Origin of the sequence: Acinetobacter sp. YQ_14 (assembly GCF_043102985.1) — a bacterium.
Lineage (GTDB): Bacteria > Pseudomonadota > Gammaproteobacteria > Pseudomonadales > Moraxellaceae > Acinetobacter > Acinetobacter venetianus.
Window position 1 is genome coordinate 48,724 of the sequence record NZ_JBICJJ010000007.1, and the last position, 21,673, is coordinate 70,396.

Here is a 21,673-nt window from a genome sequence, read left to right on the forward strand (position 1 = left end):
GATCTTTATGCAACAATAGTTGTGTTCAGAAATATTCGGAAAGTGTATGAACACTCAAAATCTATTAGCGGTTGAGTTACCTAAAGCTTATCGTCTTTTAAATCATGGCCCTACAGTGCTTGTTTCAGCTCAGCATGAGCAAGACGCTGATGTTATGGCGGCAGCTTGGGCATGTGCTTTAGAGCTAACACCCGCGAAGGTCACTGTGGTATTGGATAAAAGTACCAAAACGCGCCAGTTGGTTGAACAAAGTGGATACTTTGCACTTCAAGTTCCATGTTTCGCTCAACTTGATATGGTGCATCAGTTGGGTACTATCAGTAAGTTTGATCATCCTCATAAGTTAGCAGACTGCAAAACTGAGCTATTTTATAAAGATGATCTAGAAGTTCCATTAGTTGATGGCTGCATTGCATGGTTAATCTGTAAAGTAATCCCTGAACCGCATAATCAACAAAACCATGATCTATTTATTGGTTCAGTCATTGCAGCTTGGGCAGATTCACGCGTTTTCCGTGATGGACACTGGCATTTTGAAGATGTCGATAAGTCTTTAAGAAGTCTTCATTACATTGCTGGCGGAACGTTTTATTTGATTGGTGAAGAAGTAAAAGCTCAGCTCTAATTCAAAAGGGAAATGCAGTTCCATTTCCCTTTTATATACCAACACTGAAATAGTATTTCATCTCAAGCAATAGCTTAGTAAAACCATCGGTTATGATGGCGAATCAACTTTCATTAACTCAGAATACAATGTATCTAAAAACTGCTTTTGTTGAGCATCATCTTTGAAATATCGTTGATAATTTACGCTACAACTTTCTACATCAGCGATATTATTTTTATTAAACGACCAGTCGCGGGTATCTTTGACCGTAATTCCTAAGTCATCATTGCAACTTTGCCACAACTGCGAAAACTTCGTCCACTGCTTGAGTTCAAGCTGATTGAAATCTGCATATACTGAGTAACCCCGCATTTCTGTATTAAAAAATCGAGAAATTTGAGTGACAGGTACACCTCCCCAAACAATTGTTTTTCCTTCTGGTAATTTTATATCTGTGAGCTTATCTTCAGGTAATAGACGCTCTTGCTTACCCTTTTTAAATGCATATTTCTCATACACAAGTGTCGTGCCAGCGGGTACACGTATATTTTTAACGGCTATCGGTTGTTGTGTCGTATAGTATGGATAGTTTGGTCGAGTCATATTACCCGTTGGATTCATATTACCAACGCAGCCTGTTAAAAGTAATGTAAATGCGACTGATAAAGTTTTTATAGATTGCATTAATAAGCTCCAAAACTCGATTATTTTTATTGTGCTACATAAAATCTTTTACCTAACATTAAAATGTAATAATCAAATGGGCAAGTCTAAGCATCGAACCTTAAAATAAAGACCGTTGTAAAATTTCTTTTCACAACGGTCTATCAGCAAAACCTGCTTGTAAAACTTAAACAGAAATCATCATTTTGCTGCCATGCGAATAGCACCATCCAAACGAATCACTTCACCATTTAAGTAAGAATTTTCGGCAATATGTGCAACCAAACGAGCAAACTCTTCAGGACGACCTAAACGAGAAGGATATGGAACCATTTGCCCTAATGCATCTTGTACGTTTCGCGGTAATCCTTTCAACATTGGCGTTTCCATAATACCTGGTGCAATTACCATAATACGAATCGCATGACGTGCTAGTTCTCTTGCGATCGGTAAAGTCATCGCAACAACTGCACCTTTTGAAGCTGAATATGCTGCCTGTCCAATCTGACCATCAAAAGCAGCTACAGATGCCGTATTCACAATCACACCACGGTCTTCATCACCTTCAGCTAGAGTGTTTTTACTCATAGCATCAGCAGCAAAGCGAAGCATATTGAATGTACCAGTCACATTGATCTGTAAAGTTTTAGAGAACATCGCAAGATCGTGAACCCCTTCTTTCCCCACAACTTTCGCCGATGGGCCAATGCCCGCACAATTGACTAAACCATGTAGTGCACCATGCTTTTCTACAACATCTTTAAAAAATTGTTCAGCGGCTTGCTCATCCGTTACATCTAATTTTACGAATTCAGCTTGATCGCCTAGTGCTTTAGCTTGTTGTTCTCCAACTTCAGCATTCATATCCACCAACGTTACCGATGCGCCCTTTTTTACTAGATATTCTGCTGTAGCTGCACCTAATCCTGAACCACCGCCAGTAATGACAAAATGTTTTCCTTGAATTTTCATTTACGTTTCCTATCAAATTAAAGATATAAATTTTTATAAGTCAGAGTAAAGCGAAGTTTTTTCCGATACAATTCCAAAAAGTAGCAAATTTAATGCAACTTTTGAGCATTTAATCTATTTTTTTCTCCTGTATTTCATTGTTGTATGAGCAAAAACTTACCTTTAGATATAAATTCGGCCAAAGATACTATTTCTAATGCTTTAATCCGCGAAGCGTTAAGTGTTGCCGCAAGTCGTGGTTTAAATATCGTGAGTATTGCCAATCGTGCAAGTATCTCAGCAGAATTGCTAACCTCGACCAAAGCGCGTGTTCCTGTAACTCAATGCGCACAATTATGGGTAGAACTTGCAGAAACCATGAATGATGAATTCTTGGGAATGGATCAACACCCCATGCGACGTGGCAGTTATAAGCTCTTGGCTCAACTCGCATTCAATGCTGAAACATTAGAACAAGCGATAAAAGAAATCCTTAGATTTCTCAGTTTAATCTTAGATGATATTCATGGTGAACTTGTTCAACAAGGTGACAAAGCCTATTTGATTTTGCACGATCACGAACAGCCTAAACGTATGTTCACCTATTCAACTTTTTTAATGTTAGTGCACAGTTTGATGTGTTGGTTGAGCGATCAACGTATCGCATTTCAAAGTATGACTTTTCGATGCCATCCACCTGTAGAAATACAAGATTATCGTGTTCGCTTCTGCGAAGACATTCAGTTCAATGCGGAACAGAATAAAATTGAATTTGATGCACATTATCTCAAACATAAAATTAAGAAAGATAAACAGGCATTAAAAGATTTTCTGAGTCAGACACCTTATAACCTAATTGTACGTTTTAAAAATGAAAATTCTTTAAGCTTGCAGATTCGTCGTCAATTACTGTTGCAACCGCCTTCACTATGGGCTGAATTAAAAGATATCGCACAACAATTAAATATGTCGACGGCAACGATTCAACGGCGCTTGAAACAAGAAGGTGTTAGCTATCAACAGCTTAAAAATGATATCCGCTGCGATATTGCAATTGAACGCCTAAGTAAAACCAATGATTCCATTCAAAGTATTAGTGATGAGCTGAACTTCCATGATCCAAGTGCATTTCATCGCGCTTTTAAAAAATGGAGTGGTGTAAGCCCAGGTACTTACCGTAAATCATCCCCCAACAAAAAGAGTTTTTTAAGCAATTTGGATTCGTAATAAATGGAGGTTAAAAATGTATCTTCCTGAGATTTTTGAAGAAAAAGATCATGAGAAGCTTTATCAACTCATTGAAAATTATCCCTTTGCGACATTAGTTAGCCAAAGCTCCAATGGCTTAGAGGCTAATCATTTACCATTTAAGCTGCTCCGTGAACCTGAACATCATCGTGCTATTCTCGTTGCACACATTGCAAGAAATAATCCTCTACACACCCAAATCAGAAATGGAACAGAGGTGCTTGTCATTTTTCAAGGTGAACAAGGCTATATTTCACCGAACTGGTATCCAAGCAAGCAACAACACCATCAACACGTACCGACTTGGAACTATCAAGTGGTTCACGTCAACGGCGCTATTCGCTTTTTAGAAGATGAAAAATCCTTACGCGGTATTCTCGCAAAATTGACTCGAACACATGAGGCGGGACAAGCTAAACCTTGGAAGATGTCTGACGCACCAAGTGACTATATTGCTGAAGAACTCAAAGGCATCACTGGAATAGAAATTGAAATCCTGCAAATGACTGGAAAATTTAAACTCAGTCAAAATCGCGATAAAGTTGATGCCGTCGGTGTTGTGGATGGTTTAGAGCAACAAGGTGAAGCTAAATTAGCACAAGCAGTCCAACGATATATTCAAGATTAACCTGATTTCTGCCCTAAGCTAACGCGATCATTTGCACCATAATCTTGAATGGTTTGGATTTGACTAAATCCTTGTTGCTCAAAGATATTACGTACCGCCTGTCCTTGATCATAACCATGTTCAAGCACAATCCAACCGTTTGGCTTTAACCAGTCTTTTCCCTGAGTAATGATGATTTCAATATCTGCTAGCCCATGATTATCTGCAATTAATGCTCGCTCAGGTTCAGACTTGAGCTTTTGCATATGCACATCTTCTGGATCGATATAAGGTGGATTAGATACAATCAAATCAAATGTTTGCGATTCTAAAGCATCAAACCAAGCTCCACAGGCAAAGTTAACTTGCGTTAAACCATGTCGAGTCGCATTTTCTTTTGCAACATCTAAGGTCGGTAGATAAACATCAGTTGCTGTAACCTGCCATTGCGGACGCTCACTTGCCAAAGACAAAGCGATTGCACCAGTTCCTGTACCTAAGTCGACAATATTGGCATTCGTACTGATTGGAAGTTTCAGCACCGTTTCAACCAAAATTTCAGTATCAGGACGCGGAACTAAAGTATCGTGGGTTACTTTTAAATCTAGCGTCCAAAATGGCTGAGAACCCGTAACATAAGCCAATGGCTCGCCCTGTTCGATACGCGCCAGCCCATCTAAATAAGCTTGTTCTTGTATTTCAGTCAACTCTTGCTCAAGCCTTAACTTTAGCTCCAAAGCACCGACTCCTACGATATGCTCAAGTAGCCATGCAGCTTCTTGGCGTTCGTAGCTATCAATTTCGCCTTTGATTTCTAATGCTTGAGCAATATTCATTAGCCGCCATTTTCCTGAGCAAGCAGAGCCAATTGATCCGCTTGATATTCACGATGCAAGCTATCCAACAATTCTGTTAAATCACCTTCCATAATCGCATCTAATTTATATAAAGTTAGATTGATACGGTGATCCGTCATACGGCCTTGTGGGTAGTTATAAGTACGAATACGTTCAGAACGGTCACCCGAACCTACTAAGTCACGGCGCATTTCTGAAGTTGCCGCATCAGCCGCAGCACGTTTTGCATTTTCTAAACGTGATACGAGTAGTGCCATCGCTTTGGCTTTGTTTTTGTGCTGTGAACGCTCTTCTTGACATTCAACCACAACACCTGAAGGAATGTGGGTAATACGCACCGCAGAATCGGTTTTGTTAATATGCTGACCACCCGCACCTGATGCACGGTAGGTATCGATACGTAAATCAGCAGGGTTAATATCCACTGTTGTGTCTACATCTACTTCTGGAAGAATCGCAACTGTACATGCAGAGGTATGAACACGGCCTTGTGACTCAGTGGCAGGTACGCGTTGTACACGATGTGCACCACTTTCAAATTTCAAGCGACCGTATACGCCCTCACCATCTACACGACAAATCACTTCTTTATAACCGCCATGCTCACCTTCATTTTCAGAAAGCACTTCAATACGCCAACCTTGAGTTTCAGCATATTTGCTATACATACGGAATAAGTCACCAGAGAAGATCGCAGCTTCATCACCACCCGTTCCTGCACGAATCTCAAGATAAGCAGCATTGGCATCGTTTGGATCTTTAGGAATCATCAATACATTCAATTGATCTTCGAGATCAACCAAAAACGCCTTATTTTCTTTTATTTCTTCTTCTGCCATATCTTTAAAGTCTGGATCAGACTTCATCATTTCAGCAGTTTCGATGTCTTCTTCAGCTTGACGATATTTAGCCCAAACCTCAGTAATTTCTGTTAAATCATTATGTTCACGTGACAGTTTACGAAAACGTTTATTGTCCGAAATAACTTCTACATCTGCGAGCAATGCAGTCAGCTCTTCATGACGATCACATAATTGATCTAATCTTAAACGGAGTGATGCTTTCATGGGTGGAATATCTCAAAATCTAAAGACTCTATGCAACACAACTGGCGGAAGCACGAGCAAAATCAAAAAATTGCGCATAGTTTACAGATTCTCCTGATTAAATAACATAGAGAAGTTTGCTAACTTACTATTCCACCATCATTTCATCACAAATCACTTGGTTTTATCTGTTCTGAGCAGTTTTATTTATTGAAGCGAAGTGTAAAATTTGAAATAACATATCCAAGTTAGAACATTGCCTACTATTTTTATAATTCTGTATTTTCAAACAAGATTAAATCGTTATCTACTTCGGGTTTTGAATTGATTTATCGCTCTATTTCTCATCGAAAGCAACAAAACACTACAATCCAATCACTAAACCGTAATAATTCAGGAAAGCATCTCCACATTTTCCATCTCAAACTTTGTTACATTTGCTCGCATTACAAAAGATGTCCTATCCAATAGGAACGTGGAGTTAAAAATGAAAGCCAATGCTTGGTTATGTGCGATTTTAGCAAGTACCTCTATGATGACCGTTGCTCATGCAGATAATGGTACACGTGTAGCAGCAACATCTGCGCTTGGTAGTGTTGTCGGTACTGCAATTGGTAAAGAAGTTGGTGGAAACAGCGGTGCTATGATTGGTTCTGCGATTGGTGGTGCTGGTGGTGCAGCTGCTGCAAGTAGTAAACGTACACGTACCGAAGCTGCTATCGGTGGCGGTTTAGGTGGTGTCGGTGGCTATACAGTTGGTAAAAATCTAGGTGGAACAACGGGTGGTTACATCGGTGCAGCAGCGGGTGCTGCTGGCGGTGCAGCTTTAGGTCGTCAAGTTGGTCAAGATCGTTATTATGACAATCACCAATCTAAAAAATATAAGAAAAAACGTAAACATCGTCGTCACTAATTCAAAAGCACCTTCGGGTGCTTTTTTATTATCTAAGCAAGATTTCTGGAGATTCTATAAATTTAGACTTATTTAAAGGTGAGACTAGCATTGGCAAATAAGGATTTAATGCTAAAAATCCTGACTTAAATACTTGGTTGAATCCTTTTCTTGTTCTTCCTAGAATAATCCCATATTTTTTATATGCCTTTGTGTTTTTACATGAATACCGAATTACTGTCGCCTGCTGGTTCTCTTAAAAATATGCGTTATGCCTTTGCTTATGGAGCAGATGCTGTCTATGCAGGTCAACCTCGTTATAGTTTACGTGTTCGTAATAATGAGTTTGATCATGACAATTTAAAAATCGGTATTGATGAAGCACATGCCTTAGGTAAAAAATTCTATGTTGTTGTCAACATTCAACCACATAACAGTAAGCTGAAAAATTTTATTCGAGATATTGAACCGATTATTGCGATGCAACCTGATGCCTTAATTATGTCTGATCCAGGTTTGATTATGATGGTGCGTGAACATTTCCCTGATATGCAAATACATCTTTCAGTACAAGCAAACGCGATTAACTGGGCAACCGTAAAATTTTGGAAAGACTATGGACTAAGTCGTGTCATCCTTTCTCGTGAGTTATCACTTGAGGAAATTGAAGAAATCCAAAAACATGTACCTGAAATCGAATTAGAAGTATTTGTGCATGGTGCTTTATGCATGGCCTATTCAGGTCGTTGTCTTCTATCGGGCTATATGAATAAACGTGATGCCAATCAAGGTGCTTGCACCAATGCATGTCGTTGGGAATATAGAATCCATGATGCAAAAGAAGATGCCAATGGTGATGTCATCCCTGTTCAGCAATTAGACGAACCTAAACAATGTTGTTCAAACGCGGATTCAGAAAACACTACACAAACAGTTTTAGTTCAACGTAATGACGAAGAAATGTTTGCTGCAGAAGAAGATGAACATGGAACTTACTTTATGAACTCAAAAGATCTCCGTGCAGTACAACATGTAGATCGTCTGACGCATATGGGTGTTGCATCTCTTAAAATTGAAGGGAGAACGAAATCCTATTTTTACTGTGCGCGCACAGCACAAATTTATCGTAAAGCAATTGATGATGCTTTATCAGGCAAAGCTTTTGATCAACGTTTAATGCATCAACTCGAAGGTTTGGCAAATCGAGGTTATACCGAAGGTTTCTTACGTCGACATATTCACAGTGACTATCAAAACTATGAAGATGGTTCATCACATTTTGATTATCAACAATTCTGCGGTGAAGTATTGGAACGTCACGGCGACTATGTTCGTATTGAAGTTAAAAATCGCTTCCTCGTAGGTGATTCTCTAGAATTGATGACACCGAAAGGCAATATTTCTTTTGTGCTTGAGCATATGCGTGACCTAAAAGGTAATTCAATCGACAATGCTAAAGGCTCAGGTCATATCGTAGAGATTCCACTGCCACAAGATATAGATATTGCTTATGCTTTATTAATTCGCAACCTGCCTCATGCAAAAGAGCAATTACAATCTTCTGCTTTGGCTTATGTAGCGAACTAAGACATGGCACTCATGATCACGACGGCATGTATCAATTGCGATATGTGCCTCCCAGAATGCCCCAATGAAGCGATTTATGAAGGTGCAAAAGTTTACGAAATCGACCCACAACGTTGCACTGAATGTGTAGGCTTTTATGAATCGCCTACATGCATTGCTGTGTGTCCGATTAACTGTATCGATCCAGACCCTAACTTTTTAGAATCAAAAGATGCGCTTCTCATTAAATTTAAAAGCCTAAATTTATATAATAATTAAGTAGTTAAAATTAATTTTGTGGTGCTTTCCCTCCATCATGGTTGAAAGTACCACTTCTTTTTAAGTTCTGATATTTTTCCTAGCTAAATGTCTATTTAAACGCACAACACTGGCATCAAAATTGCTAAATAGTATTACGTTTTTTAAAATTAGTATTATTACGGGTGTTTGCCTATGCATCATTCAGTATTGTCAAAAAGGAAAAAGCTTTTCTTAGGATTGGGGTCTTTTATCATTCCACTTCTTATTTGGAGCTGTGTCAGTTATTTACCTTTTATTTGGCATCCTCAAGTTCAAATCACTGATTCAGGCAGTGTCTCTTATTTACAGGTAGGAACACGTCTTGAGAAAAGTGCTTACTATGCAGAAGCACAACAAGCTGTTGATCAAGCTAAAACACCTCCAACAGGGATTTTAGTCAACCCAATATATTTACCTGCTCCACATGAAGTCGCAAAAGCATTATTTACATCATTTACGACACCACCACAGCAAGCAGACGCACCTTGGCTACATCAAAGTCTGTGGCACAGTATTAAAATCGTATTTACTGCATTCTTTATTTCATCGTTGATTGGTGTACCGCTCGGGGTTTTGTGCGGTTTTTCAAATACGATTTCCAAGTTAACAGAGCCTTTTGTTGAGTTCTTTCGCTATCTTCCTGCACCTGCTTTTGGCGCGCTTGCGGTTGCTATTCTAGGAATTAACGATGCGCCTAAAATTGCCATCATTGTGATTGGTACTTTATTTCAACAAATTTTGATTATTGCCAATACCACAAGAATGGTTGATCGCGGCTTAATCGAGGCGGGTTATACCCTTGGAACAAACAAAGTCAAAAGCCTATTTTATGTGGTGATTCCAGCTGCATTGCCAGATATCTATCGAGATCAACGTGTCTTACTTGGTTGGGCTTGGACATATTTAATTGTTTCAGAATTAATTGGCGCAACCTCTGGCATCACTTGGTTTATTACGCAACAAGCGCGCTATCAAAACTTTGATAACGTCTATGCTGCAATCCTCATTATTGGCGTGATTGGTCTAGTCTGCGATCTAATTTTAATGAAATTAGGTATGCGTCTATTCAAATGGAAAAAAGGAGTATAAATATGACTGAGCATTTTGATTCAAAAGCATATTTCGAAAGTATTTATACTCGTCCTGTAATGCTAGAAACCAAAAATCTGAGCCAAATCTTCAATCATGACGATGGTGAACGTCTTGTCCTAAATAAAATTGATTTAACCATTCATAAACGAGAATTTATCTGTGTGATCGGCCCATCAGGTTGTGGTAAATCCACCTTGAGTCGTGTTGTCGCAGGATTAGATGATTTCCATAGTGGCGAGGTTTTAGTTGAAGGTCAAAAAATCAAAGGGCCTAGCTCTGAACGTGGCATGGTGTTTCAAGGCTATACCTTATTTCCTTGGAAAACAGTCAAAGAAAATGTCATGTTCGGCCCAATCATGAAAGGCATCAGCCGAACTCGCGCAGAAGAAATGGCACGGGAATGGATTAACATCATTGGCTTAGATAAGTATGAAAATCAATTTCCACATGAGCTTTCAGGTGGCATGAAACAACGTGTTGCGATTGCTAGAGCATTGGTCAATGAACCTAAAATATTATTAATGGATGAGCCTTTTGGCGCACTTGATCCTTACACCCGCCAAAAGATGCAAAAACATTTGATGGATTTATGGCAAAACATTGACCTCACGATTATGTTTGTTACCCATGACATGGATGAGGCGATTTTATTGGCCGATCGTATCGTGGCATTAAAAGCCAACCCTGGTGAAGTAAAAGAAGTTATCGAAGTTAATTTGCCTCGACCTCGATCTTTCGACTTAATTCACTCAACGGAGTTCAAACAATTACGTGATCGCGTGAATCAACTTGTACATAGTCAAGAAGAAGAACTTGATCCATCCTTAGAGGATTTACCTAAAATTCCACGCATGACTCAAGTCAGTACACAGAAATAAAAATAGCAATTGGGACGACCCAATTCGCTTCATTTATTGCTGGACGACCAGCCTATGGTGAAGATCATGAACCATGAATATGTCCTGCCACTTATCGACATTTCTCTTCTAAACAGCGATTGCTTAGAAGATCGGATGCAAGTCGTTCAAGCACTGGATCGAGCCTGTCAAGAAGTTGGTTTTTTGTACATTCAAGGCGAACAATTTCAGCCTGAACTTTTCGATAAACTCAAAGAAATCGCTGAAAGTTACTTTGCTCAAGATGAAAATCAAAAAATGCAAAACTACATCGGACTTTCAAAAAACCACAGTGGTTATGTTCCGATTGGAGAGGAACAATTCAAAGCCAATGTATATGACTTAAAAGAAGCATATGACATCAATTATGACTATCAGGAAATTGAAAATCGCCGCCCTTTACTCGGTCCTACACAATGGCCTAATGATTCTCAATTTAAAGAACAAGTTTTAGCTTACTACCAACATATCAAAGCAATTGGCCATCAACTTTTTAAAGCATTTGCGCTGGCTTTGGAGTTAGAAGAAGACTATTTTGATGCGCATTTAAAGCATGCACCGAGTCAATTAAGACTGATCCACTATCCTTTCAATCCAAATGCCGAAGATCAGTTTGGGATTGGTGCTCATACAGATTACGAATGCTTTACTCTACTTTTTCCAACGGCAGAAGGACTACAGGTATTAGATAAACAAGGTGAATGGATTGATATTCCACTGATTGAAAATACGATGGTGATGAATATCGGAGATATGATGGAAATCTTATCGAATGGTCGTTACATAGCAACCAAACACCGTGTTAAACGCGTCAAACAAGAACGCTATTCTTTCCCTTTGTTTTTCTCTTGTGATTACGACTATATCATCCAACCCATTATCAAGAATGAAGTTCCTCATTATCCACCCATGAAAGGTGGTGAGCATTTATTTAATCAAACAGCGCAAACTTTTAGATATCTAAAACAACGCATTGCTTCAGGTGAGCTGGTTTTAGAAAATGCACGACCGCTTTACTCCTTTGGCTTGAATGAACAAGGAGAAGTATCATGAACCTTGAACAATTATTAAAGCAATTAAACCCAACGCCCATCGCAGACTTAACCTTACCCCGATATTTATTTGGAAGTTTCAGACGTAAAAGTATCAGCTTCTACAATGGTTTAACGGATGAAAATACGATTGTTTATTGGTTCCAATCAAAATCATTTAGCATTGACCTCCGACTTCCTGACGGCAATCAAACCGCACTACATGAACGTCAGGGTTGGATTGGCAGTACAATATGGGACAGCCAAACAGCATTATTATCTTGGGAAATTCAGCAAAGTTATCAGAATCATATTCAATGGCCTGAACCAGCAAAACTCTATCCGATTGGAAATTCTATCTTAGAGTTTGCACCGTCTAATGCTTATGTCGAAGATTGGCGTCAACAAGCAAATAAAGGATTATTTTTCGGGTTACGACTATTTCAAATACAATGTTTAAAAACCGAGCAAATATATCCTGTTGATGGTGGTCTTGTCATCACAGATCAACATATTGCTTATGCCCAATCACGTTTCCCTCAGATTCAACAGCAGATAAACCAATATGCTACTTTAGCTGAGGTGCATGATCTGAAGAGTGAAATTGAAAGCTATGAAGTTTCGATCGCATTGAATGGTTCGAATATTTGCTGGAGTACGCAGTCCACTCAAATTGATCAAAACATTTTACTTGATCATTTTGAATTATTAGAAGATCAGACCATTACACAATTAAAAATGATTGGTGATGACAAATATCTTCTATATTTTAAACTTGACGTTTATCAGCCTGATTTTGTTTTTGATCATATCTCTGCTTGTTCCGATTCAGGGCAACAATGGTTAGCTCAAGAGCAAAATCATTTACTAAAACATGCACAAACGACAATTTGAGTGGAGCTTTGGAGGTTTATGTCTTATCTATTTTTAGCTATAGCAATTGTTGCTGAGGTAATCGCAACCTCAGCGCTTAAAGCTTCCCAAGGATTCAGCGTTTTAGTTCCCTCGATCATTACCATTTTAGGTTATACCGTTGCCTTGTTCTTTTTATCCCTTACACTGAAAACGATACCTGTAGGCATTGCGTATGCGATTTGGTCAGGTGCAGGTATTGTGCTTATTTCTGCCGTAGGTTGGATTTTTTTCAAACAACACTTAGACACCGCTGCATTTATTGGTCTAGGCTTGATGATCACAGGAATTATTGTGATTAATGTATTTTCTAAAAGTACGCATATCTAAAAAAGTTATAAAAAAACCGTTCTGCATGAACGGTTTTTTTATAACTATTGTTATTTTAACTCTTCCACAAGTGCTGGATAAATTAATCCATCCGCATCGACTTCTGCTTTATATATGCCATTGCTCACATTGAATTTATTGACATGGTAAGTAGAGCCATAGATTGAATCAAAACCGTCTCCTTTTGCAAATACTTGTTTATTCGCAGCAAGATCCAGTAAATGTGTACCATCAATAAATTGTTCATACTGTGCAGGGTCAACACCTACACGATTTGCCATAATTTTTACCGCATCGGCATGTGTTGCAGGATCTTGAATATATTTTACAGTCTTATCCCAAACTTGAATCAGTTTCTTCCAATCCTCTTTATGAGCAGATAAATGGCTCGCATTCACTGAAAGCGTATCGTAAATCAAACCTGGTTTGTCTTTAGATGTATAAATAATCTTTGAACCAGCCACTGCTTTTAAAGCTTGATTGGCAACAGGCTGCCAAACTGCAATCGCAGAAATATCCTTACTGGTGAATACTTGCGGGAGTTCGTTGGTGACTGAATTAACAAGTTTCACATCTGTTGCAGGAATTTTAGAATCATCTAAAGCTGTTGAAAGGAGTAAGTGATCTACTAAACCTTTTTCCGTTGCAACGGACTTACCTTTTAGATCACTAATTGAGTTAATACCTTCTTTGGCAATAATGACATCATTACCAGCAGAATAATCCGTCACCATGATCATCATGCCCTTGGTTCCACCAGAAGCATTCACTAAATTATCGCCATTTGTAACCAACACTGCGTCTAATTGATTAGCCGCAAAAGCAGAAAGAGACGCTGAATAATCAAACCATTTAAAATCTACATTTAAGCCCGCTTCTTTTAACCAGCCTTTTTCGATTGCTACTTGCCATGCGACAAAGCCCGGCCAATCACTATAGCCAATAGTAATTGGTGTACTTGCATTGCTACTTGTTGAATCAGCAGCTTTATCGGCCGTAGGTACTTTGGCTGAATTATCGCATCCTGTAACAGCCAAACCCAATAATACAGAGATGGATAATGTTGTAATTGCTTGCTTCATAATGTGACCCCATTAGAGAATGTTTTATGACATTGATACGTAAAATCTTTAACTAGAAAATAATGCGTAGCAAACGCACTGTTAATCGTTTTGTTGCAGTGGCGGCATAACTGCATCCATCAGCTCAAGATGGCCTTTAATCACACCTTTTAATGCAATAAATTGCTGACTAATTTGTTTAAGATCATTACTTTTTCCTTGCAAGAGCATAACCTCTAAGATTTTTTGATCATCTAACTGAATACTCAAAGAACTAATCACTTGCTCAAGAAACTCATGTTGTAAATCAGCGAGTTGCACGCGGATGTTGGCTGTATTGCGCTGATATAACAACGTTAAAGTTCCCACCATGACTGAGTTCTCGGTGGTGTATTGATGAATCAAATGGCGATTGATCATATCTACGATTGCTTGAGAACGACTTTCGTAATGCTCTTCTACGATCTTCTGATCCAAAGCTTTAACGGTCTTTTCAGGCACCGTAATACTGATGCGTGTCAGTTTCGGTTTATCCTTCAGTTTGCTTGAGTTACTTTTTTGCACTTGGTCTTTCTTGTTTGACATATAAACCTGCTCTCACTGCTAAAAGATCAACCAAAACATGCATAACGAGTTTGCAATACTGAATCATGATTCGCTTGGTATCCATCGCTACCTCAGTAATACTAATTTTCTAATTCGTATTATTTAATGCAGTATCTATGCCAGTTTTTATGGGATTATTTACGCTCAAAAGCACTTATCAAGTTTAAAAAATGTGCAAAAAACAGCCCTATGTTTCATGATAGGGCTTTTCATGCATCATTATATTTTTCAAATATTATGCGGGTGCTAAAGTAAACAAAGCTTGACCTGTTTTGACCGTTTGCGCTTTATCAATCAAGATGGTATCGACTTTCATTTTCGCTGGTGCAATGATTGGAATTTCAATTTTCATCGCCTCTATCACCGCAAGGGTTTCACCCTCCTCAATGATATCGCCAACCGCACATTCAATTTTCCAGACTGAACCCGGCATGTGTGATTCAACAACCATTCCACCTGTAGGTATATTGATTTCAGTATCATCAAGCACAACATCCATGCTTTCGGAAACATATTCAGCTAAACCTGCTTCATGCCATCTACGGCGTTCTGCTTCAAAATTTTCTTGTTGAACCTGCTTAAACTCTTGAATACTTGCCTGATTTTCTTTAAGAAAAGCATTGTATTCCTTAAGATTTAAAACACCATCTTCAATTCTAAGCTTTAAACGTCCCGCTTTAAAATCTTCACGCATCTCCAATAGTTCAGTTTCAGACACTTCATAAAAACGAATTTGATCGAAGAATCTCAGTAACCACGGCTTATCTAATTCAAAATTAGGATTTTGACGATAACGACTCCAGACTTGCGTGGTACGCCCAACAAATTGATAACCACCCGGCCCTTCCATGCCGTAAACACACATATACGCACCACCGATACCTACAGCATTTTCAGGTGTCCATGTTCTCGCAGGATTATATTTGGTTGTAACTAATCGATGTCTTGGATCAAGTGGCGTTGCAACTGGTGCACCGAGATAAACATCACCCAATCCCATCACTAAATACGAAGTGTTATAGACGACATCCTTAACAGCTTGTTTCGACTCCAAACCATTAATACGGCGAATAAACTCAATATTATCTGGACACCAAGGCGCATCTGGTCGAACGAGTTGCGTATATTTTTCAGTCGCCAGTTGAGTTTGTGAATCCTCCCAAGCCAATGGTAAATACACCGTTCGAGAAGCAACTTGCATATTCTCAATATCAGGCAGTTCGGCTTCAGCAGATTGTAATAATTTCAGTAAATCTGATTGATCTAAGATACTCGAATGATAGTGAATTTGTAGTGAACGAATCCCCGGCGTGAGATCAATAATACCTTGAATATTTTGCTGTTTTACCCACTGCATTAAAGCGTGAATACGGAATCTTAAATTGAGGTCTAAGACCAGATCCCCATACTCGACCAATAAATAATGATTACCAGCAGGTCGATACGTTACAGTAGGTTTGTCTTCACCTTGTGCCAATGTTGCTAAAACAGCATTTTCTAAAGTGATTTCTTCTGCCTGAATAACTGGTGAGAAATTCACATTCGCTGTTGTTTTATGTTGCAATGCTGTTTGATATTGCTGTTCTAGTTGTTGAGCTTGCTGGTAACTTACAGGAATAAACTTCACTTTATCCCCTGCTTTTAGCTGCCCCAATTTCCATAGTTCAGCATTAATCACAACGGCTGGGCAAACAAAGCCACCTAAACTCGGACCATCAGGCCCTAAGATAATTGGCATATCACCCGTAAAATCAATCGCTCCAATTGCATAAGCATTATCATGGATATTCGATGGATGTAACCCCGCTTCACCACCATCGATACGCGCCCATTCAGGTTTAGGACCAACTAAGCGAATCCCTGTACGGCTCGAATTAAAGTGAATTTCCCATTCTTGTTCAAAAAACATGGAAATATCATTTTTCGTAAAGAAGTCTGGCGCACCGTGTGGCCCGTACATCACTGCAATTTCCCAACTTGTTCCAAAACTAGGAATTTGAGCCGCATCTAGCGAATGCGTATTTTCTAAACTGCTTTCAAAGATAGGCAACATATCACCGATCAGCAAATTTCTTCCTGCGTGACCACCAAATTGCCCTAAAGTAAACGTCGCTAAACTCCCTAAATAAGCAGGAACATTTAAACCACCTTTAATACCAATATAGCTTCGACAACCCGTGGAAATTCGTCCGCATTTCAAAACTTGCCCTTTGCGAACATTGATGGTTGACCACATTGGAATGATCTGACCATCTAAACTAGCTTCCATATCTCCGCCAGTTAAAACGATTTGGCTATCACAATGAAACTTAAGCGTAGGACCTTGTAAAGTACATTCCAAGCCTGCTGTATTAAAAGGATTATCCAGCAATTGGTTTGCAACATTTAAGCTTAATGCATCCATTGCCCCAGATGGCGGAACACCGACATCCCAGTAGCCCAAACGTCCCGTCACATCTTGTACAGCGGTTTGTATGCCAGATTGTAGAACCTCTATCTTTTGCGTTTTCCATTCAAATGTATTTAAAAAGCGAGTCGTTTGAGTTCCTTGATTGAACACCTCACAACGGATAATTTCTTGTAAATATTCTAAATTAGTTTCAATGCCTGCAATTTCAGTCTTACTTAGGCTATTTTGCATTGCGTGAATTGCATGATCTCGATCATTTGCAGTCACAATAATTTTGGCAATCATCGGATCATAGAATGAAGAAACATTTGATCCTGTTTCAACCCACGTCTCAACACGTGACGATGCATCGAACTGTACGCTAGTTAATAGACCCGCACTTGGCTGGAAATTCTTAATCGGATCTTCTGCATATAAACGCACTTGAATTGAGTGCCCTTTTGATTCGAGTTGTTGCGTTGGTTCTAACCAATCACCACTCGCTAAAGTCACCATCCATTCAACAAGATCAACGCCATACACTTGCTCAGTTACACCATGTTCCACTTGAAGTCTCGTATTGACCTCAAGAAAATAGAATTCTTGCGTGTCCGTATCCATCACAAATTCAACTGTACCAGCAGAGCGATACTGAACCGATTGCATGAGTTGAATAGCGACTTGTTGAATGTATTTACGCTGTTGATTATTTAAATGTGGTGCTGGTGTTTCCTCTATCACTTTTTGATTACGGCGCTGAACCGAACAATCACGCTCACCTAATGCAAGTACATGACCTTTGCCATCACCAAAAATTTGTACTTCGATATGACGCGCATTTTGAACAAATTTTTCTAAATATAATCCTGCGTCTTTAAAGTTTGCTTGCGCAAGATAGGAAACCGTCTGGTAAGCATCTCTGAGCTCAACTTCATTCCAAACCAAACGCATCCCAATTCCACCACCACCCGCAGTACTTTTCAGCATCACGGGATAGCCAATCTGCTTGGCTTGTACAATTGCATCTTGTTCATCAATAAGTAATTTGCTGCCCGGTAATAAAGGAACTTGATTCTGAATTGCTAATTCACGTGCTGTATGCTTTAGGCCAAAATCACGCATTTGTTGTGATGTTGGGCCAATAAATGCAATGCCTTGTTGCTCACATAAATCACAAAATGCAGCGTTTTCAGATAAGAAACCATATCCAGGATGAATCGCTTCTGCACCAGACTCAAGTGCTGCCGCAAGGATTTTCTCAATATTTAAATAACTTTGTTGTGCAGCAGAATTACCAATAAACACCGCTTCATCTGCCATAGAAACATGTAAAGAATCACGATCTGCTTCTGAATAAACAGCAACCGATTGAATGCCTAATTTACGCAGCGTACGAATTACTCGACAAGCAATAGCACCACGATTGGCAATAAGTACTTTTTTAAACATATGCTATTCCCCTCAAGCTTCACGTACGACGAGTTGAATTTTTGTTGGGTTATAGGCATTGCAAGGATTATTTAATTGAGGGCAATTAGAAATAAGTACGATTAAATCCATTTCGGCTCTAATTTCCACATATTTACCCGGTGCAGAAACACCATCATCGAACTTTAGATGTCCATCAGCCGTAACAGGAACATTCATAAAAAAATTAATATTCGGGCCTATATGACGAACATTGAGCTGATGTTTTTTTGCAATAGGATGCTGTGCCAAAGCATACATAAAATTATTACGGCAACTATGCATCGGGTATTTATCATGTGCATAACGAACCGTATTACTTTCACATGAACATGCGCCGCCTAAGGTGTCATGTCGACCACAATTATCATCGACGATCACGGCAATTGGGCGTGCATAGTTACTATAGAGCGTTGTACCTTTTTCCAAATACAGTTGCTGATTCTGCGCAAGCGTATCTGTCGCGCTATATCGCTCATCAGCATTTTCGGCACTGATAAACAAAGTATCAACGGCTTGATTTCCTTCTAAATCAATAATTCGGAAATATTGACCTTGTTTTACCTCACACATCCAAGCCTCGCCTGCTGGACAAACTTGATCTAAAACTGTTTTTTCAAATTGTTGTAATGCTGTCATTGTCTATTCCCCCCAAATTAATTTGATAATGCGTAATAACGTTGATTGTTGGCAAAACCACGTTGGTTTTGCGGACATGAATCTCGGCAAATATCATGCTCAGTTAAGGGATTGGCTTTAAATAAACGAAGCTGAATATCAGCGGGGTTATAATGATCAGATTGATCTAATGGATGTGGTGCAGCAGAAAGAAAGACTAAACAATCCATATCAAATCTCAATTCAATGATTTGATTCAGATTGTTATTTTGCACATAAGACAGTTTTCCACCGTCATCAGGCTGTACTTTCGAAAATAAATTCACGGTTGCTGTTAAATCAGCTTGGGATAAACCGAACTTAGTTAGCTCAATCAACAAACTTTCTAAACCATTTTGATGCATATCATTACGTGCATCTTGGAAGCTCTTTTTACCGAAGTTTTTAGCAATTTGTTCCGCTGTGCTTGGGCCACAAAACACATCATTCCAGCCATGATCGTCTTTCACTATCGATGCCATGACTCGCCCGAGATCAGAGTACAATACATGCCCTGTCGATAAAAATGCCGTATGTTGAGCTTTCAAACTATCAGGCATATTGAAGCGCTCTAATTTCTCATCAGCATTTACACAGAATAATGAAACATTTGCATTCTGATTTAAGGCTTCAAGTTGTAAAACAGTGCCTCTTTGGATTCGACCAGACCAATGATGCCCACCCGGTAATGTTTCACTCCAGAGTATCTTATTGTCGTGATAGACCGATTGATTCATAACAAACCTCTTGCGGATAATTTAAACCTCGTTATGGCAAAATGCCTGACCTCCCGGGCTTTTATCCCTCCGTGTAGTTCTGTCGAACCGTCATCTCTCGGACCAGTCACGCCAATCAGCATCGGAACCCTAGACAACTTTTATCTCTCATAAGACGAAGCAAAAGACATGCCAAATAAGTATTACGTTTTTTATATTTAGTAATACCAAAATGATCAATTTTAGTGAGAATTTGAGAGTTCCATTAAAATGGGCACCAAGATGATGCTTAATGAGAAAAGTTGATTCTTCTATTTCCATATTTTTAGACATAAAAAAAGCGCCTTACGGCGCTTTTTTAGATATACACATTAGTTTGCATATACTGGGAATTTTGCACAAACAGCTTCAACTTTTGCTTTCACATCAGCGATAACTTTTTCGTCACCTTTGCTGTCGATCACATCAGCGATCCAACCAGCAAGTTCGCGAACTTCCGCTTCACCGAAACCACGTGTTGTAACTGCTGGCGTACCAATACGGATACCAGAAGTGACAAATGGTGAACGTGGATCATTTGGAACCGCGTTTTTGTTTACAGTGATATGTGCAGCACCTAACCAAGCATCAGCATCTTTACCCGTTACGTCTTGCTTAATTAAAGACAATAAGAATAAATGGTTTTCTGTACCACCAGATACAACATCATAACCACGCGAAATTAACACTTCAGCCATTGCTTGAGCATTTTTCACAACTTGTTGTTGGTAAGTTTTGAACTCATCAGACATCGCCTCTTTGAAGCAAATTGCTTTAGCAGCAATTGCATGCATCAAAGGACCGCCTTGGTTACCAGGGAATACAGCTGATTGAAGTTTTTTCTCGATTTCTTCGTTTGCTTTCGCAAGGATTAAACCTGAACGAGGACCACGAAGTGTTTTATGAGTCGTCGTTGTTGTTACATCAGCAATTTGAACTGGGTTAGGATAAACACCAGCAGCAACCAAGCCTGCAACGTGAGCCATATCAACAAAAAGATAAGCACCTACTTTATCCGCGATGTCACGGAAACGCTGCCAATCAACAACTTGGCTATAAGCAGAGAAACCAGCAACGATCATGCGTGGCTTATGTTCTAAAGCTAAACGTTCTACTTCTTCATAATCGATTTCGCCAGTTTCAGGGTTTAAGCCATACTGAATCGCATTATAAGTTTTACCAGAAAAACTTACTTTAGCACCGTGCGTCAAGTGACCACCGTGAGCTAAGCTCATACCCAAAACTGTATCGCCCGGGTTAAGAAGCGCTAAATAAACAGCAGAGTTTGCTTGTGAACCAGCATGTGGTTGAACGTTTGCATAGTCAGCACCAAACAAAGCTTTTGCACGATCAATGGCAAGTTGTTCGATGACATCAACATATTCACAACCGCCGTAATAGCGTTTGCCAGGATAACCTTCTGCATATTTATTCGTAAGTTTTGAGCCTTGAGCTTCCATTACAGCCTTAGAGCAATAGTTTTCAGAAGCAATTAACTCGATGTGAGCTTCTTGGCGTTCACCTTCAGAAGCGATCGCTTGAGCTAATTCTGGATCAAATTCAGCAATAGAGATATTGGCAAACATTAGCGGAGGGTCCTATAAATTAGGGCTTTTAAGCCGTGCTAAAGATTGGTGCGAATTATAGCATGAAGTTTGCTGTTACAGAGCTTGATATTTACTTAATTCTTAGTGAATTTTATTCATGCATGGCTATTTATTTCTTTTTTGAGAAACCAAT

General features: G+C 39.2%; 21 protein-coding genes and 1 riboswitch. Of the genes, 11 read left to right on the forward strand and 10 right to left on the reverse strand.

What is annotated here, in order from left to right; translation table 11 throughout:
• Positions 1 to 46 precede the first annotated feature (46 nt).
• Positions 47 to 625, forward strand: coding sequence for a flavin reductase family protein (locus ACF8D3_RS03795; protein WP_392470245.1), 579 nt, complete (start codon positions 47 to 49; stop codon positions 623 to 625).
• A 90-nt stretch (positions 626 to 715) separates the two neighbouring features.
• Here ACF8D3_RS03795 and ACF8D3_RS03800 read toward each other — a convergent pair whose 3' ends face one another.
• Positions 716 to 1,291: a hypothetical protein gene (locus ACF8D3_RS03800; protein WP_392470246.1), complete on the reverse strand. Its 576-nt coding sequence runs from the start codon at positions 1,289 to 1,291 to the stop codon at positions 716 to 718.
• A 180-nt stretch (positions 1,292 to 1,471) separates the two neighbouring features.
• Entirely contained in the window at positions 1,472 to 2,242 is a 771-nt protein-coding gene (locus ACF8D3_RS03805; protein WP_392470248.1) for a 3-hydroxyacyl-CoA dehydrogenase, read from the reverse strand.
• Between the two features lie 144 nt (positions 2,243 to 2,386).
• Between ACF8D3_RS03805 and ACF8D3_RS03810 the strand changes: the two genes are divergently transcribed.
• Positions 2,387 to 3,448, forward strand: a complete 1,062-nt coding sequence (locus ACF8D3_RS03810; protein WP_392470250.1) for an AraC family transcriptional regulator — start codon at positions 2,387 to 2,389, stop codon at positions 3,446 to 3,448.
• A 16-nt stretch (positions 3,449 to 3,464) separates the two neighbouring features.
• Positions 3,465 to 4,097 carry an FMN-binding negative transcriptional regulator gene (locus ACF8D3_RS03815; RefSeq protein WP_392470252.1) on the forward strand — a complete coding sequence of 211 codons (633 nt, stop codon included), beginning with the start codon at positions 3,465 to 3,467 and terminating at the stop codon, positions 4,095 to 4,097.
• Here the strand turns inward: ACF8D3_RS03815 and prmC are convergent.
• Together prmC and prfA are read right to left on the reverse strand one after the other, a co-directional pair.
• The gene (prmC, locus tag ACF8D3_RS03820) at positions 4,094 to 4,912 is read right to left on the reverse strand and encodes a peptide chain release factor N(5)-glutamine methyltransferase (protein WP_392470253.1); all 819 of its coding nucleotides are present in this window, start codon (positions 4,910 to 4,912) and stop codon (positions 4,094 to 4,096) included. The genes ACF8D3_RS03815 and prmC overlap by 4 nt on opposite strands.
• Positions 4,912 to 6,000, reverse strand: coding sequence for a peptide chain release factor 1 (gene prfA, locus ACF8D3_RS03825; RefSeq protein WP_392470255.1), 1,089 nt, complete (start codon positions 5,998 to 6,000; stop codon positions 4,912 to 4,914). Before prfA ends, prmC begins: the two co-directional genes overlap by 1 nt.
• 466 nt (positions 6,001 to 6,466) lie before the next feature.
• On the opposite strand from prfA, the gene ACF8D3_RS03830 reads away from it, so the two are divergent.
• The 8 genes from ACF8D3_RS03830 (at position 6,467) to ACF8D3_RS03865 (ending at position 12,998) form a co-directional block, all read left to right on the forward strand.
• Entirely contained in the window at positions 6,467 to 6,892 is a 426-nt protein-coding gene (locus ACF8D3_RS03830) for a hypothetical protein (RefSeq protein ID WP_392470256.1), read from the forward strand.
• A 201-nt stretch (positions 6,893 to 7,093) separates the two neighbouring features.
• Positions 7,094 to 8,458 carry a tRNA 5-hydroxyuridine modification protein YegQ gene (gene yegQ, locus ACF8D3_RS03835; RefSeq protein WP_392470258.1) on the forward strand — a complete coding sequence of 455 codons (1,365 nt, stop codon included), beginning with the start codon at positions 7,094 to 7,096 and terminating at the stop codon, positions 8,456 to 8,458.
• A gap of 3 nt (positions 8,459 to 8,461) precedes the next feature.
• The gene (locus ACF8D3_RS03840) at positions 8,462 to 8,716 is read left to right on the forward strand and encodes a YfhL family 4Fe-4S dicluster ferredoxin (RefSeq protein ID WP_136458504.1); all 255 of its coding nucleotides are present in this window, start codon (positions 8,462 to 8,464) and stop codon (positions 8,714 to 8,716) included.
• Between the two features lie 174 nt (positions 8,717 to 8,890).
• A complete protein-coding gene (locus tag ACF8D3_RS03845; protein WP_392470261.1) occupies positions 8,891 to 9,826 on the forward strand; it encodes an ABC transporter permease in 936 nt (311 codons plus the stop codon).
• Between the two features lie 2 nt (positions 9,827 to 9,828).
• Positions 9,829 to 10,707, forward strand: coding sequence for an ABC transporter ATP-binding protein (locus tag ACF8D3_RS03850; RefSeq protein WP_392470263.1), 879 nt, complete (start codon positions 9,829 to 9,831; stop codon positions 10,705 to 10,707).
• Positions 10,708 to 10,761: 54 nt separating this feature from the next.
• Complete coding sequence (locus ACF8D3_RS03855) at positions 10,762 to 11,778, forward strand: isopenicillin N synthase family dioxygenase (RefSeq protein ID WP_392470265.1); 1,017 nt, start codon at positions 10,762 to 10,764, stop codon at positions 11,776 to 11,778.
• Positions 11,775 to 12,650, forward strand: coding sequence for a hypothetical protein (locus tag ACF8D3_RS03860; RefSeq protein WP_392470267.1), 876 nt, complete (start codon positions 11,775 to 11,777; stop codon positions 12,648 to 12,650). Before ACF8D3_RS03855 ends, ACF8D3_RS03860 begins: the two co-directional genes overlap by 4 nt.
• A gap of 18 nt (positions 12,651 to 12,668) precedes the next feature.
• Complete coding sequence (locus ACF8D3_RS03865) at positions 12,669 to 12,998, forward strand: multidrug efflux SMR transporter (protein WP_004880095.1); 330 nt, start codon at positions 12,669 to 12,671, stop codon at positions 12,996 to 12,998.
• 50 nt (positions 12,999 to 13,048) lie between these two features.
• On the opposite strand, the gene ACF8D3_RS03870 is transcribed toward ACF8D3_RS03865, so the two are convergent.
• From ACF8D3_RS03870 to glyA, 6 genes are all read right to left on the reverse strand, one after another.
• Entirely contained in the window at positions 13,049 to 14,080 is a 1,032-nt protein-coding gene (locus ACF8D3_RS03870; RefSeq protein ID WP_374974281.1) for an ABC transporter substrate-binding protein, read from the reverse strand.
• An 81-nt stretch (positions 14,081 to 14,161) separates the two neighbouring features.
• On the reverse strand, positions 14,162 to 14,599 hold the full coding sequence (locus tag ACF8D3_RS03875; protein ID WP_392470310.1) for a CopG family ribbon-helix-helix protein: 438 nt from the start codon (positions 14,597 to 14,599) through the stop codon (positions 14,162 to 14,164).
• 301 nt (positions 14,600 to 14,900) lie between these two features.
• Complete coding sequence (gene uca / locus ACF8D3_RS03880) at positions 14,901 to 18,503, reverse strand: urea carboxylase (protein ID WP_392470270.1); 3,603 nt, start codon at positions 18,501 to 18,503, stop codon at positions 14,901 to 14,903.
• A gap of 12 nt (positions 18,504 to 18,515) precedes the next feature.
• Positions 18,516 to 19,160 (reverse strand): urea amidolyase associated protein UAAP2, encoded by a 645-nt coding sequence (locus ACF8D3_RS03885; protein ID WP_007482094.1) that lies wholly within the window; start codon positions 19,158 to 19,160, stop codon positions 18,516 to 18,518.
• A 17-nt stretch (positions 19,161 to 19,177) separates the two neighbouring features.
• Complete coding sequence (locus ACF8D3_RS03890) at positions 19,178 to 19,915, reverse strand: urea amidolyase associated protein UAAP1 (RefSeq protein ID WP_392470272.1); 738 nt, start codon at positions 19,913 to 19,915, stop codon at positions 19,178 to 19,180.
• A 48-nt stretch (positions 19,916 to 19,963) separates the two neighbouring features.
• Positions 19,964 to 20,059: riboswitch (guanidine-I (ykkC/yxkD leader) on the reverse strand.
• 206 nt (positions 20,060 to 20,265) lie between these two features.
• Positions 20,266 to 21,519 carry a serine hydroxymethyltransferase gene (gene glyA, locus ACF8D3_RS03895; RefSeq protein ID WP_023012501.1) on the reverse strand — a complete coding sequence of 418 codons (1,254 nt, stop codon included), beginning with the start codon at positions 21,517 to 21,519 and terminating at the stop codon, positions 20,266 to 20,268.
• Positions 21,520 to 21,673: the final 154 nt, after the last annotated feature.

What these genes read in the sequence shown, in the direction of transcription:
- ACF8D3_RS03795 (WP_392470245.1), top strand. Translation starts at nt 47, where the DNA reads ATGAACACTCAAAATCTATTAGCGGTTGAGTTACCTAAAGCTTATCGT.
- ACF8D3_RS03800 (WP_392470246.1), bottom strand. Translation starts at nt 1,291, where the DNA reads ATGCAATCTATAAAAACTTTATCAGTCGCATTTACATTACTTTTAACA.
- ACF8D3_RS03805 (WP_392470248.1), bottom strand. Translation starts at nt 2,242, where the DNA reads ATGAAAATTCAAGGAAAACATTTTGTCATTACTGGCGGTGGTTCAGGA.
- ACF8D3_RS03810 (WP_392470250.1), top strand. Translation starts at nt 2,387, where the DNA reads ATGAGCAAAAACTTACCTTTAGATATAAATTCGGCCAAAGATACTATT.
- ACF8D3_RS03815 (WP_392470252.1), top strand. Translation starts at nt 3,465, where the DNA reads ATGTATCTTCCTGAGATTTTTGAAGAAAAAGATCATGAGAAGCTTTAT.
- prmC (WP_392470253.1), bottom strand. Translation starts at nt 4,912, where the DNA reads ATGAATATTGCTCAAGCATTAGAAATCAAAGGCGAAATTGATAGCTAC.
- prfA (WP_392470255.1), bottom strand. Translation starts at nt 6,000, where the DNA reads ATGAAAGCATCACTCCGTTTAAGATTAGATCAATTATGTGATCGTCAT.
- ACF8D3_RS03830 (WP_392470256.1), top strand. Translation starts at nt 6,467, where the DNA reads ATGAAAGCCAATGCTTGGTTATGTGCGATTTTAGCAAGTACCTCTATG.
- yegQ (WP_392470258.1), top strand. Translation starts at nt 7,094, where the DNA reads ATGAATACCGAATTACTGTCGCCTGCTGGTTCTCTTAAAAATATGCGT.
- ACF8D3_RS03840 (WP_136458504.1), top strand. Translation starts at nt 8,462, where the DNA reads ATGGCACTCATGATCACGACGGCATGTATCAATTGCGATATGTGCCTC.
- ACF8D3_RS03845 (WP_392470261.1), top strand. Translation starts at nt 8,891, where the DNA reads ATGCATCATTCAGTATTGTCAAAAAGGAAAAAGCTTTTCTTAGGATTG.
- ACF8D3_RS03850 (WP_392470263.1), top strand. Translation starts at nt 9,829, where the DNA reads ATGACTGAGCATTTTGATTCAAAAGCATATTTCGAAAGTATTTATACT.
- ACF8D3_RS03855 (WP_392470265.1), top strand. Translation starts at nt 10,762, where the DNA reads ATGGTGAAGATCATGAACCATGAATATGTCCTGCCACTTATCGACATT.
- ACF8D3_RS03860 (WP_392470267.1), top strand. Translation starts at nt 11,775, where the DNA reads ATGAACCTTGAACAATTATTAAAGCAATTAAACCCAACGCCCATCGCA.
- ACF8D3_RS03865 (WP_004880095.1), top strand. Translation starts at nt 12,669, where the DNA reads ATGTCTTATCTATTTTTAGCTATAGCAATTGTTGCTGAGGTAATCGCA.
- ACF8D3_RS03870 (WP_374974281.1), bottom strand. Translation starts at nt 14,080, where the DNA reads ATGAAGCAAGCAATTACAACATTATCCATCTCTGTATTATTGGGTTTG.
- uca (WP_392470270.1), bottom strand. Translation starts at nt 18,503, where the DNA reads ATGTTTAAAAAAGTACTTATTGCCAATCGTGGTGCTATTGCTTGTCGA.
- ACF8D3_RS03885 (WP_007482094.1), bottom strand. Translation starts at nt 19,160, where the DNA reads ATGACAGCATTACAACAATTTGAAAAAACAGTTTTAGATCAAGTTTGT.
- ACF8D3_RS03890 (WP_392470272.1), bottom strand. Translation starts at nt 19,915, where the DNA reads ATGAATCAATCGGTCTATCACGACAATAAGATACTCTGGAGTGAAACA.
- glyA (WP_023012501.1), bottom strand. Translation starts at nt 21,519, where the DNA reads ATGTTTGCCAATATCTCTATTGCTGAATTTGATCCAGAATTAGCTCAA.